We start from the raw sequence: 12,539 nt of genomic DNA, 5'->3' as shown, positions 1-12,539 counted from the left end.
CCCCGAAGCGGGGAGGCGTTCTTATGCGGCCCCGGAGACACTAATAATGAGTCAAACGATCGAAGTCAAAGTGCCGGACATCGGCGATTACAAGGACATTCCTGTGATCGAGGTGCTGGTGAAGGCGGGTGATACCGTCGAGAAAGAGCAGTCGCTCATCACGCTGGAATCGGATAAGGCGACGATGGACGTGCCGAGCCCGGCGTCGGGCACGGTCAAGGAAGTGAAGGTCAAGGTGGGCGACAACGTGTCGGAAGGCACGCTCGTGCTCGTGCTGGACGGCGCGGGCGCCGCTGCGGCCCCCGCTGCCGCCGCGAAGGAAGAAAAGCCCGCGCAGGCCGAGAAGGCTGCTGCGCCCGCGCAAGCCGCGGCGCCGGCACAAGCTGCTGCGCCCGCTGCGGGCGGCGGCACGCAAAGCGTCAAGGTCCCCGACATCGGCGACTACAAGGATGTGCCCGTCATCGAGATCGGCGTGAAGGTCGGCGACCGCGTCGAGAAGGAGCAGTCGCTCGTCACGCTCGAGTCGGACAAGGCGACCATGGACGTGCCGAGCCCGGTGGCCGGCGTCGTCAAGGCCATCCTGGTCAAGGTGGGCGATAACGTGTCGGAAGGCACGGAGATCGTCGTAGTGGAAGCGGAAGGCGCAGCGGCCCCGGCCGCCGCCCCGGCTGCAAAGCACGTCGAAGAGCCGTCGGACGCGCCCCAGGCCGCGCCGGCGAAGTCCGCGGCCGCTGCACCGTCGGCGCTCGCGCAGGCGCCGGTCATCCCGGCCGGCGAAGGCGGCGCGCGCCGTCCGAGCCACGCATCGCCGTCCGTGCGCAAGTTCGCGCGCGACCTGGGCGTGGACGTTGGCCGCGTGACGGGCACGGGTCCGAAGGGCCGCATCACCCAGGACGACGTCACCGCGTTCGTGAAGGGCGTGATGACGGGCGCACTGGCGGCGCCTGGCGCCGCAGCCGCAGCGCCTGCTGGCGGCGGCGCGGGCCTGAACCTGCTGCCGTGGCCGAAGGTCGACTTCACGAAGTTCGGCCCGATCGACACGCAACCGCTTTCGCGCATCAAGAAGATCTCGGGCGCGAACCTGCACCGCAACTGGGTCATGATCCCGCACGTCACGAACAACGACGAAGCGGACATCACCGACCTCGAAGCGCTGCGCGTGCAACTGAACAAGGAAAACGAGAAGGCGGGCGTGAAGTTCACGATGCTCGCGTTCGTCATCAAGGCCTGCGTCGCCGCGCTCAAGAAGTTCCCGGCGTTCAACGCGAGCCTCGACGGCGACAATCTCGTCTTCAAGCAGTACTACCACATCGGTTTTGCGGCCGATACGCCGAACGGCCTTGTCGTTCCGGTGATCCGCGACGCCGACAAGAAGGGTCTCGTCGACATCGCGAAGGAAATGGCCGAGCTCTCGAAGCTCGCGCGCGACGGCAAGCTCAAGCCCGACCAGATGCAAGGCGGCTGCTTCTCGATCTCGTCGCTCGGCGGCATCGGCGGCACGCATTTCACGCCGATCATCAACGCGCCTGAAGTGGCGATCCTCGGCCTGTCGAAGAGCGCGATGAAGCCGGTGTGGGACGGCAAGCAGTTCGTGCCGCGCCTCACGCTGCCGCTGTCGCTCTCGTACGACCACCGCGTGATCGACGGTGCGGCTGCCGCGCGCTTTAACGCCTACCTCGCTTCGATCCTCGGCGATTTCCGCCGCGTGATTCTGTAAAACCGCTACCTCGACCGGCCGCCGCCGCCGCGCCGCACGTTTTCTCCGTGCGCGCCGCGGCGGGCGCGGCCGGTCGTTCCAACAGGGGACACCATGAGTCTCGTCGAAGTGAAAGTGCCGGATATCGGCGACTTCAAGGACATCGACGTCATCGAAGTCAACATCAAGGCCGGCGACGTGATCGAGAAAGAGCAGACGCTGCTCTCGCTCGAGTCGGACAAGGCCACGATGGAAGTGCCCAGCGATGTCGCGGGCACCGTCAAGGAAGTGAAGATCAAGGCGGGCGACAAGGCGTCGCAAGGCACGGTGATCGCGCTGGTCGAAGCGTCCGAAGGCGCGGCTGCGCCGGCTCCGAAGGCTGAAGCGCCCAAGGCTGCGGAAGCACCGAAGGCCGCTGAGGCTCCGAAGGCTGCAGCACCCGCGCCGCAAGCGGGCAGCTTCAGCGGTAGCGCCGACGTCGAATGCGACATGCTCGTGCTCGGCGCGGGCCCCGGCGGCTATTCGGCGGCGTTCCGCTCGGCCGACCTCGGCATGAAGACCGTGCTGGTCGAGCGCTATTCGACGCTCGGCGGCGTGTGCCTTAACGTCGGCTGCATTCCGTCGAAGGCGCTGCTGCACACGGCACTCGTGATCGACGAAGCCGAAGCGCTCGGCTCGCACGGCATCTCGTTCGGCAAGCCGCAGATCGATCTCGACAAACTGCGCGACTTCAAGTCGGGCGTGGTCAAGAAGCTCACGGGCGGCCTCGCCGGCATGGCGAAGGCGCGCAAGGTCGAAGTCGTGACCGGCGTGGGCACGTTCCTCGATCCGTACCATATGGAAGTGGCGGGCGAGGGCGGCAAGAAGGTCGTGAAGTTCAAGCAGGCGATCATCGCCGCGGGCTCGCAGGCCGTGAAGCTGCCGTTCATGCCCGAAGATCCGCGCGTGGTCGACTCGACCGGCGCGCTCGAACTGCGCCAGATCCCGCAGAAGATGCTCGTGATCGGCGGCGGCATCATCGGCCTGGAAATGGCCACCGTCTACGCGACGCTCGGCGCGCAGATCGACGTCGTCGAAATGCTCGACGGTCTGATGGCCGGCGCGGACCGCGATCTCGTGAAGGTCTGGGAGAAGTACAACGCGAAGCGCTTCGCGAACGTCATGCTCAAGACCAAAACGACGAAGGCCGAGGCGAAGGACGACGGTATCTACGTCACGTTCGAAGGCGAAAAGGCGCCGGCCGAAGCGCAGCGCTACGACCTCGTGCTGGTCGCCGTGGGCCGCTCGCCCAACGGCAAGAAGATCGGCGCGGACAAGGCCGGCGTGGCGGTGACGGATCGCGGCTTCATCGAAGTCGACAAGCAGCTGCGCACCAACGTGCCGCACATCTTCGCGATCGGCGACGTGGTCGGCCAGCCGATGCTCGCGCACAAGGCCGTGCATGAGGGCCACGTGGCGGCGGAAGCCGCGCACGGCGAGAAGGCGTACTTCGACGCGCTGCAGATTCCGTCGGTGGCCTACACCGATCCGGAAGTGGCGTGGGCCGGCAAGACCGAGGACCAGTGCAAGGCCGAAGGCATCAAGTACGGCAAGGCGGTGTTCCCGTGGGCCGCTTCGGGCCGCGCGATAGCCAATGGCCGCGACGAGGGCTTCACCAAGCTGATCTTCGACGAAGAGACGCATCGCGTGATCGGCGGCGGCATCGTCGGTCTGAATGCGGGCGACCTCATCAGCGAAGTCTGCCTCGCCGTGGAAATGGGCGCGGACGCGACCGACATCGGCAAGACGATTCACCCGCACCCGACGCTGGGCGAATCGGTGGGCATGGCCGCCGAGCTGTACGAAGGCGTCTGTACGGACCTGCCGCCGCAAAAGAAGAAGTAAGTTTGCCGCGCGCATGAAAAAACGGCGCACTCCGCGAGGAGTGCGCCGTTTCTATTGGAGCCGTATGGCCCGTGAGGGTCGCTCTGACTCTGATTGACTGCGAGAGGCGCTGGAGCGAAAAAATTCCCGGCCTCCAGCGACCGGGCAAGCGACAGCCGGACCGGAGCGTCAGGTCCGGCGCCGGGCGCGATTTTCGGCGCGCCCAGGTCGAGCTATGACGCTTAGGCCGGCTTCTTGGCGGTAGCGGTGGCAGCCGAGCGTGAAGCTTGCGCAGCAGCCTTGCTGGCCGCGGCAGTGGCGGCGTTGAAGTTGCTTTCGGCCATTTCGACGGCTTGCTTGGTGGCCTTGTGGACCGTTTCGTAGGTCGTGTTCGCGGCGTTGATGGCCGACTTGATCACGGCGACAGCGGTTTCCGAACCGGCCGGCGCGTTCTTGGCGACGTTGTCGACGAGCGACTGGACCTTGAGGTTCTGTTCTTCGTAGTGCGCTTCGGCGACCTTCGCGAACTCGGCTTGCGTAGCTGAGGCGATTTCATAGACGTGGCGGCCGTACGAGAGCAGCTTTTCGGTGAGCGGTTGAGCGAAGCTCGATTGCAGGGCGAAGAACTCTTGTGCGTCCTTGGCCGACAGCGCGCGCTGCGCGTGTTCCTGCGATTCCGCCAGATTCGAGCGAACGGCCTGAAGATTCAATTCGACGAGCTTTTCCACGCCTTCGAATGCCTTGCCGGTGAGACCGAACAGCGTTTCGAGGTTGGCTTTCTGGGCAGCGGCGAATTGCTCAGGGGTCAGCAGACTCATGTTTACGCTCCTGGATATTTGGCGGCCTCGTTCGCGGGCCGCCTGAAGTAAGTGGCAAGACACTGGAGAATCTGTCCGACGCTTTGGTGCGTCGCAACATTGATTTGGATTTTAGGTCGCTGGAGACGAAAGTCAAGAACTTTTGGTGCGACGCACAATTACATTAAAGTATTGTTAAACAACTGCTTATGCGTTCGGCATGAGGCTGTGCCCAGCGGTCTCGCTGAGGTGCGGCATAGCGTCTGCAACCTACGCCTGGCGCGGCTTTGACAAGGTCAAGCATATGCGCCCGCGATCTGGCAAGATTGAGTCTGACGACGCGCGCCGGACGTGGCGTGCGTCGTCTGATTCGTTGAAGGCCGGTGCGGGATTGCACTTAGTTGCACTTGGCGCGTCCACCAGATTTCTTCCTGGAACGTTAAAGATCCATTGCTGTCGAATGCGCGTCGCGTGGTTCGGCGGCACCGGTGTCAGAGAATCGTCCTCGGTATTACTCCCACATCAAGTTCTGCATGGCGCGCGCCGTCAATGTATAGGCAACAGCCAACGTTGCCGGTGTCAGGCGCAGCAGGTGGGGCCGTCCGGGCGATTGTCTCGCTCCATCGAATGTGCGAAGTGCATTGGTCAGCTCAATTGAAAACCAGACTTCGGTTTAACGAGTAGCCATAAGTGCTTCAATTTGCGAATTTTTCGTGGTTTTACTACACTTGGCGAACGATCCCGCCGCTTCATCCAGAACACCAATGAAATCCGACAAGCTCCTGTCGTTCAAGCTGGTGCCCTCATCGGTTGTCAGTACCGCCCTGTCGGTAGCTGTCTCCGTGGTCATCAGTGCGACGCTCGTAGTGCCCGAGGACGCTTTTGCTGCGTCGCAGAACACCGCCGCAGCCAAGACGGCCAAGGCCAAAAAGACTACCAGGAAGGCCGAGCCCGGCGCGCAGGCGCCAGCGAAGGTCGCCAAAAAGGCGGGTGCGGCGCGCACCGTCGCCGCGAAGGACGACGATGCGCGTCCGGCGGCAAAGAAGCGCCGGGTCAGCTACACGATGAACGGCCGCCATCGCACGGCGGTGCGCCGCGTGGCGTTCGAGCCGCGTCAGCCGACCGTGGGCCAGGCGTTCGGCCTGCATGAAACGCCTGATTCGCTGATGCTGCGCTCGGGCGTGGCCTATGTGGTGGACCAGAACACGCTGGAGCCGCTCTTCGACAAGAATTCGCGCGCCGTCGTGCCGATCGCCTCGATCTCGAAGCTCATGACCGCAATGGTCGTGCTCGATTCGAAGGCGTCGCTCACCGACCAGATCGAAGTCACCGACGAAGACCGGGACTACGAGAAGAACACCGGCTCGCGCCTCTCGGTGGGCTCGGTGCTCTCGCGTGAAGACATGCTGCATATCGCGCTGATGGCGTCGGAAAACCGAGCGGCGGCGGCGCTTTCGCGTTACTACCCGGGCGGCCGCCCTGCGTTTATCGCCGCCATGAACGCGAAGGCGAAGCAGCTTGGCATGACCGATACGCACTTCGAGAATTCGACGGGTCTGTCGAGCCACAACGTCTCAACTGCGCGCGACCTCGTCAAGATGGTGAACGCGGCCTACCAGTACCCGCTCATCCGCCAGTTCTCGACCGATCGTAGCTATGACGTGTTCACGGGCAAGCGCAATCTCGCCTACAACAGCACGAACGCGCTCATCCGCAATCCGTCGTGGGACATCGGTCTTCAGAAGACCGGCTTCATCAACGAAGCAGGCGAGTGTCTCGTGATGCAGACGACGGTTCATAACCGGCCGGTCATCATGGTGCTGCTCGATTCGAGCGGCAAGTATTCGCGCTTCGCCGATGCGTCGCGCGTGCGCACGTGGCTCGACAACGGCGGCGCCGACCAGCAGCCGCGCATCACGAGCGCGGATGCAGGCGGTTCGGGTACCTGATCAGGCCTATCTGGCTCCTTTGTCGCTTCCGGCTTCGCGCCGGTATAGATGTCCAACAAAAGCCCCGCAATTGCGGGGCTTTTGCTTTCCAGGCTGACCCAAGCGCTTCCTACGCCATGAGGCCAGCTATTGGGCTCCCGGTTTCGTCAGCAGAATTTCAGGGGTTGGAGACGCGCCGCCCGGCCGGATGGCGCGATTTGGCTGCCACGAGTTTGTTGGTTGTCAATTGACAACTTCAATGGCGGCCCATACACTGAGTTTGCCGATGAGACGATCGCATCCCAAGAAAGAGGTTGAAGCTGCGCTGGCTTATGCCGAAGCCAACGGCTGGTTAGTTCAGCCAGGTAAAGGCAATGGTCACGCGTGGGGCAGGATGTACTGCCCGTATAACCAGGCAGATTGCCGTTGCGGGGAATTTTGCGTTACGAGCATCTGGAGTACGCCGCGAAACGCCGGCAACCATGCGCGTTTGTTGAAGCGCGTGGTCGACAACTGCACGGCGCCGCGCACGAAGGCGCCGCCGGGTGCCACAAACAGCAGGAGTAACACATGAACTACGTATTCACGCTCAAGTATCAGCTCGCGCCGGAAGATTGCGACCACGAGGATCTCGTGGAGCGGCTGGCGCAAGCGGGCTGCGACGACGCCACGATCGGCGTGGGACAGCCCGGCCGCATCGCACTGGCGTTCGCGCGCGACAGCGAGAGCGCATGGTCGGCCATCTACTCGGCGTTGCAGGACGTGAAGCAGGCGGTGCCGTCGGCGCGCCTCGTGGAGGCCACGCCGGATCTCGTCGGCTTGACCGACGTGGCCGATATGACAGGCATGTCGCGTCAGAACATGCGCAAGTTGATGCTCGCGCACGTGGCCGATTTTCCGCAGCCCGTGCACGAAGGCAATCCGTCGCTCTGGCATCTCGGCGACATCCTGGCGTGGTTGAGCGGCCGCCAGGGCTACAGCATCGATGTCGCGCTGCTGGAGACCGCGTGTACCGCGAAGCAGGTCAATCTGGTGAAAGAGGCGCGGGAAATCGACACAAGCGTCAAGCGCCAGCTTGCCGAGCTCGTCGAATAGGGCGCATGAAAAAAGCGCCGGACCTGCCGGCGCTTCCGGAGTTGCAGCTTGGGCGCGAAATGGGTTCGCGGGGCTCTCGCAAGCTCTGGCTTCAGGCCGTTTGCACGTGGCCTTCGACCGGCTCCGGGTGATAGCCGAGCGACTCGGAAATCGTGAGCGCCGTCTTGCTCAGTTGTCCCAGCCACGAGTCCTGGAGGCGGTCCGCGGGTGCGGAGAGCGAAAGTCCGGCGACGAGCTTGCCGGTGTCGTCATAGATGCCCGCCGCAATGCAGCGCACGCCCAGTTCCAGCTCTTCGTTGTCGCGTGCGCAGGACTGCTGGCGCACGTGCGCGAGTTCGCGCTCCAGCCGGCCAAGGTCGGTGATGCTGTTGCGCGTGTGGCCCGACAGGCCCGTGCGCGTGGCGTAGGCGCGTACGCGGTTCGCTTCGTCGGCGGCCAGAAAGAGCTTGCCGACCGAGGTGAGATGCAGCGGCGCACGACCGCCGATTGCTCGCACCACCTGCATGCCCGAACGCTCCGAGTAGGCACGCTCGATATAGACGATTTCGTCGCCCTGGCGCACGGAGAGGTTCACCGTTTGTCCCGTGAGGCGATGCAGCTCGCGCATGGGCGTGAGCGCGGCGTCGCGTACCGAAAGACGCGCCTTCACGAGATTGCCGAGCTCCAGCAGCCGCATGCCGAGCCGGTATGTGCCGGGGTCCGAGCGGTCGACGAGCCGGCAGCTCACCATGTCGTTGAGAATACGGTGAGCGGTGGACGGGTGCAGTTCGGTGCGTTGCGCGAGATCCTTCAGGCTGACCGGGTCGGTGTGCGCGGCGAGGGCGTCGAGGAGGCGCATCATGCGCTCGATCACCTGAATCGAGGTCTTCGGATCCGGATTGGTGTCGGTCATGGGGCAAATTCCGGGTGCAGATTCGTTTGACGCGTATAGGAAACGCGACGCGGAGGCGGCCATTGTATCTCGTATGGTGAAAAAACACAGCGGCCGGCGGAATGGCGCCGTCGCATGGCGGTGGCGCTCACCTGGCTGTCGAGCGTGTCGGGCGGTTCATCCTGGGGCAGCCCGGCGTTGGTGGTGACGGCGAAACGTCGGATAATCGGGGACGGTTTTCACGAGGAGTTCCCATGCGAGTCGGTTTGTTCGTCACTTGCCTCATCGACACAATGCGTCCCGAAATCGGTTTTTCGGCGCTCAAGCTGCTCGAGGAGGCCGGCTATGAGGTGGACGTGCCGCCCGCGCAGACCTGTTGCGGGCAACCGGCCTACAACTCGGGCGAGCGGGCGCTCGCGCGCGATCTGGCGGAAAAGACGCTGCGCGAATTCGAGCAATACGACTACGTGGTGATTCCGTCGGGCTCGTGTGGCGGCATGATCCGCGTGCACTACGGCGATCTCTTTCGCGACGATCCGGAGCTGATGGCGCGCTATGGCAAGCTGCGCGAGCGCGTCTATGAATTGACGGACTTCCTCGTGAATGTCGCCAAGGTCACGCTGCCCGAGGGCGAATTCCGCGGGCCGGTCACTTATCACGATTCGTGCTCGGGACTTCGCGAACTCGGCGTGAAGGCGCAACCGCGTGCGCTGCTCGCACAGCGCGGCGTGGCGGTGCAGGAGATGAAGGACTGCGAGCACTGCTGCGGCTTCGGCGGCACGTTTGCGGTGAAGTACGGCGCGATCTCCACGGCGATCGCCGACGAAAAATGCATGAACGTGCAGGCGAGCGGGGCGGGGGCCGTGGTGCTCGGCGACCTTGGCTGCATGCTGAACATCGAAGGGCGCTTGCGGCGCACCGGCGACTCCAGCACTCGCGTGCTGCATATCGCGCAGGTGCTGGCCGGCGACGTTTGAGGCGCTGCTCGCTAGTTCTCGCCAGTCGTCGGGTGCTTCTCGCCTTGCGTTGCCCGTTTCATTCGCCGGAGGAGGCGCCCAGGCTCATGACGCCACTGCTATTCGCCTGACTCCGACCGCCCACTAAAACGCCCCGATTTCACGCCATGCAAGTTCAATCGATGCAATTCAAGGCACGCGCCGGCCAGAAACTGGCCGATCAGCGCCTCCAGCAAAACCTCAAGAAGCTCTCGACCAAGTTTGTCTCCGCGCGCGCGGAGGCGATCACGGCGATCGACTTTCCGGCCACGCGCGCCGCGCTCAAGGAGCGCCGCAATCGCGCGCTGGACAATCTCGATGTCTGGATCGAGCAGTTCGAAGCCGAGGCAACGCGGCGCGGCGTGACGGTCCTGTTCGCCGAGACGTCGCGCGACGCGGCGAAGCTCGTCGCCGAGATCGCCCGCAAGCATGAGGTGCGCAAGGTCATCAAGACGAAGTCGATGGTTTCGGAGGAGATGCAGCTCAATACGGTGCTCGCGGGGATGGGCGTGCAATCCATCGAGACGGACCTCGGCGAATACATTCTCCAGATCAACAACAACGAGCCGCCGAGCCACATCATTGCGCCCGTCGTCCACAAGGACAAGGACGAGATCGCCGATCTGTTCGCGAAGACGCACCACAAGCCGCGCCTGACGGAAATCCCCGACATGACGCGTGAGGCGCGCGAGGTGTTGCGGCCTCATTTCCTTTCGGCGGACATGGGCGTGACGGGCGGCAATTTCCTCGTTGCGGAGACGGGCTCAGTCGTGCTCGTGACGAACGAGGGCAACGAGGGCATGTGCACGGTCATGCCGCGCGTGCATGTGGCCGTCACCGGCATCGAAAAGGTCTTGCCGACACTCGAAGACCTCGCTACTGCGATGCGCCTGCTGCCGCGCTCGGCGACCGGGCAGGCCACTTCGAACTATTTTTCCGTCCTCACGGGGCCGCGCGGCGCGCAAGATCAGGACGGACCCGAGCATATGTATGTCGTGCTCGTCGACGGCGGACGCACCGGGCTGATCGGCGGCGAGTTCCAGGAGATGCTGCGCTGTATCCGTTGTGGCGCGTGCATGAACCATTGCCCCGTCTATCAGAAGGTGGGCGGCCATGCGTACGGATGGGTCTATCCGGGGCCGATGGGGTCCGTGCTCACGCCGAGCTACGTCGGCATCGACAAGGCGCTCGATCTGCCGCAGGCCGCCACGCTCTGCGGCGAGTGCAATAGCGTCTGCCCGGTGGGCATTCCGCTTTCGGACCTGTTGCGCAAGCTGCGCGAGAAGCAGACCGAGCGGCGCTTGCGCCCATGGCGCGAACGCGCAGCGCTGGCGGTGTGGGGCTGGTTCGCGTTGCATCCTGCCGCCTATGCGCTGCTCACGAAGCTCGGCGTGCGCGCGCTGGAGCGCATGGGCGGCCAGTCGCAGCTCATTCGCAAGCTGCCGTTCGCGCGCGGCTGGACCGACGGGCGCGACATGCCGGCTCCGGTCGGACGCACGTTCCGCGAACTGTACGCCGCCCGCCATACGCATCTGGACGCGACGGGGCGCACGCGTAACGCGTAACGGGACGGTTCCGTCAACGGTAGTCGGCCCACTGTTTAATCTGCGACAACAGTGTGTTCGGCTTTGCCGGGTTTTTCCTGATTGCGATCATCTATATCATTTCGACTGGCGATAGTGCGTCTTGGCACATCGCCCCACAGTCGAGAGAGAGTCGCATCATGAGAAAGAAAATAGTGGTGTATTGGCCGCTGGCGCTGATCGTGCCGCTCGCGGCAATCGCATGGATTCATGCGTGGCACACCGCCGAGCAGCAGTTGCCGCTCGCCGCCAACCAGGTGAGCGCCGAACTGGCGCGCGCCGTGTCGTACGGGCTTGTCGGCGATGCCAGCGACGCGAAAGCGCCGGTCAAGGCACTGCGCAGCGGGGCGCCGCTGCCGCAGGCAAGCGCGATCTAAGGCGCACGGCCGGCAGCGCGGGACGGGCTCAGCGAGCCCAGCGAGGATTCACCGCCCTTTGTATAATTGGCGGTTTGCTCGCGCCGCGAAAGCCCGTCGACGCCATCACCTGCCCCCAACCCGAAACGATGAAAAAGGTTTCCGTCTGCTTCGTTTGCCTCGGCAACATCTGCCGCTCGCCCGCGGCTGAAGCCGTGATGCGGCGTCTCGTCGACGAGGCGGGCTTGAGCACGCACGTGTCGGTCGATTCGGCGGGCACTGGCGACTGGCATATCGGCGAGGCGCCCGACGAACGCGCCCAGCGCGCCGCCGCGAAGCGCGGCTACAATCTGGCGCCGCTGCGCGCGCGCCAGATCGCGGTGGAAGACTTCGGCACCTTCGATCTGATCGTCGCGATGGACGACGCCAACGTGACGGCGCTCGAGCAGGTGGCGCCGTCGGCCGGGCGCAACAAGATTCGTCTGCTGATGGAATTCGCGCCGCATTTGCAGGACCGCGTGGTCACCGACCCCTATTTTGGCGGCGACGCGGGCTTCGAGGCGGTGCTGGACCAGTGCGAAGCGGCCTGCTCGGGCCTGCTGTCCACGCTGCGCCCCCAGCTGGTGGACTGAGATGAACGCCGCGGCGCATCCGCATGCACGTTTTGCGCCGTTTTCCCTTTTCGTCATGCGCCTAATAACCCGAATGGCGGCGCGGATACTTGACTAAACTAGTCATGTATTTATACTTGACGAAAATTGTCGAGAATTGCGGTTCCCCTACATCATGAGACTCACCACTAAAGGCCGTTTCGCCGTTACGGCGATGATCGACCTGGCCCTGCGCCAGGAGCAGGGCCCGGTGACGCTTGCGGGTATCAGCCAGCGCCAGCATATCTCGCTGTCGTACCTGGAACAGTTGTTCGGCAAGCTGCGCCGTCATGAAATCGTCGAATCGGTCCGTGGGCCGGGCGGCGGCTACAACCTCGCGCGCCGCGCGGAGGACGTCACCGTTGCGGACATCATCATCGCCGTGGACGAGCCGCTCGACGCCACCCAGTGCGGCGGCAAGGGCGCCTGCGAAGGCACCAAGCAGCACGACGGCCATTGCATGACGCACGAACTCTGGTCGACGCTGAACCAGAAGATGGTCGAGTACCTCGATTCGGTGTCCCTCAAGGATCTGGTGGACAAGCAGCGCGCCCGCGAAGGCGCCGCGCCCACCGTCCTGCGCGACCGCCGCGCCGAGGCGCAGGCGATGGAGCCAGTGCGCACCGTACCGCTCGGGCCGAATTCCATATTCAACATGGCCGGCTCCTGATCCGAACCCGATTCGGAATCCCGATCACGGCCAGC

The 12,539-nt window shown here is 64.2% G+C and carries 12 protein-coding genes; 10 read left to right on the top strand and 2 right to left on the bottom strand.

What is annotated here, in order from left to right:
- Positions 1-46 precede the first annotated feature (46 nt).
- Positions 47-1,717 (top strand): dihydrolipoyllysine-residue acetyltransferase, encoded by a 1,671-nt coding sequence (gene aceF / locus U5775_RS11605; RefSeq protein ID WP_322058276.1) that lies wholly within the window; start codon positions 47-49, stop codon positions 1,715-1,717.
- Positions 1,718-1,810: 93 nt separating this feature from the next.
- The gene (lpdA, locus tag U5775_RS11600; protein WP_322058275.1) at positions 1,811-3,580 is read left to right on the top strand and encodes a dihydrolipoyl dehydrogenase; all 1,770 of its coding nucleotides are present in this window, start codon (positions 1,811-1,813) and stop codon (positions 3,578-3,580) included.
- 221 nt (positions 3,581-3,801) lie between these two features.
- On the opposite strand, the gene U5775_RS11595 is transcribed toward lpdA, so the two are convergent.
- Positions 3,802-4,377 (bottom strand): phasin family protein, encoded by a 576-nt coding sequence (locus tag U5775_RS11595; RefSeq protein ID WP_322058274.1) that lies wholly within the window; start codon positions 4,375-4,377, stop codon positions 3,802-3,804.
- 743 nt (positions 4,378-5,120) lie between these two features.
- Between U5775_RS11595 and pbpG the strand changes: the two genes are divergently transcribed.
- The 3 genes from pbpG (at position 5,121) to U5775_RS11580 (ending at position 7,379) form a co-directional block, all read left to right on the top strand.
- The gene (pbpG, locus tag U5775_RS11590; protein ID WP_322058273.1) at positions 5,121-6,305 is read left to right on the top strand and encodes a D-alanyl-D-alanine endopeptidase; all 1,185 of its coding nucleotides are present in this window, start codon (positions 5,121-5,123) and stop codon (positions 6,303-6,305) included.
- Positions 6,306-6,570: 265 nt separating this feature from the next.
- Complete coding sequence (locus U5775_RS11585; RefSeq protein ID WP_322058272.1) at positions 6,571-6,858, top strand: hypothetical protein; 288 nt, start codon at positions 6,571-6,573, stop codon at positions 6,856-6,858.
- Positions 6,855-7,379, top strand: a complete 525-nt coding sequence (locus U5775_RS11580; RefSeq protein WP_322058271.1) for a DNA-binding protein — start codon at positions 6,855-6,857, stop codon at positions 7,377-7,379. Before U5775_RS11585 ends, U5775_RS11580 begins: the two co-directional genes overlap by 4 nt.
- A gap of 91 nt (positions 7,380-7,470) precedes the next feature.
- Here the strand turns inward: U5775_RS11580 and U5775_RS11575 are convergent, their stop codons facing one another.
- Positions 7,471-8,271, bottom strand: a complete 801-nt coding sequence (locus tag U5775_RS11575; protein WP_322058270.1) for an IclR family transcriptional regulator — start codon at positions 8,269-8,271, stop codon at positions 7,471-7,473.
- Between the two features lie 233 nt (positions 8,272-8,504).
- Between U5775_RS11575 and U5775_RS11570 the strand changes: the two genes are divergently transcribed.
- From U5775_RS11570 to iscR, 5 genes are all read left to right on the top strand, one after another.
- On the top strand, positions 8,505-9,227 hold the full coding sequence (locus tag U5775_RS11570; RefSeq protein WP_322058269.1) for a (Fe-S)-binding protein: 723 nt from the start codon (positions 8,505-8,507) through the stop codon (positions 9,225-9,227).
- Positions 9,228-9,373: 146 nt separating this feature from the next.
- The gene (locus U5775_RS11565; protein ID WP_322058268.1) at positions 9,374-10,810 is read left to right on the top strand and encodes a lactate utilization protein B; all 1,437 of its coding nucleotides are present in this window, start codon (positions 9,374-9,376) and stop codon (positions 10,808-10,810) included.
- Positions 10,811-10,968: 158 nt separating this feature from the next.
- Positions 10,969-11,205, top strand: coding sequence for a hypothetical protein (locus tag U5775_RS11560; protein WP_322058267.1), 237 nt, complete (start codon positions 10,969-10,971; stop codon positions 11,203-11,205).
- A gap of 128 nt (positions 11,206-11,333) precedes the next feature.
- Complete coding sequence (locus U5775_RS11555) at positions 11,334-11,816, top strand: low molecular weight protein-tyrosine-phosphatase (protein WP_322058266.1); 483 nt, start codon at positions 11,334-11,336, stop codon at positions 11,814-11,816.
- Positions 11,817-11,970: 154 nt separating this feature from the next.
- Positions 11,971-12,504, top strand: a complete 534-nt coding sequence (gene iscR / locus U5775_RS11550; RefSeq protein ID WP_322058265.1) for a Fe-S cluster assembly transcriptional regulator IscR — start codon at positions 11,971-11,973, stop codon at positions 12,502-12,504.
- Positions 12,505-12,539 lie beyond the last annotated feature (35 nt).

Origin of the sequence: Paraburkholderia sp. J63 (genome assembly GCF_905220245.1) — a bacterium.
Taxonomy (GTDB): Bacteria; Pseudomonadota; Gammaproteobacteria; order Burkholderiales; family Burkholderiaceae; genus Paraburkholderia.
Note: the sequence above shows the minus strand (reverse complement) of the source record. Positions and strands in the feature narration are given on the sequence as shown.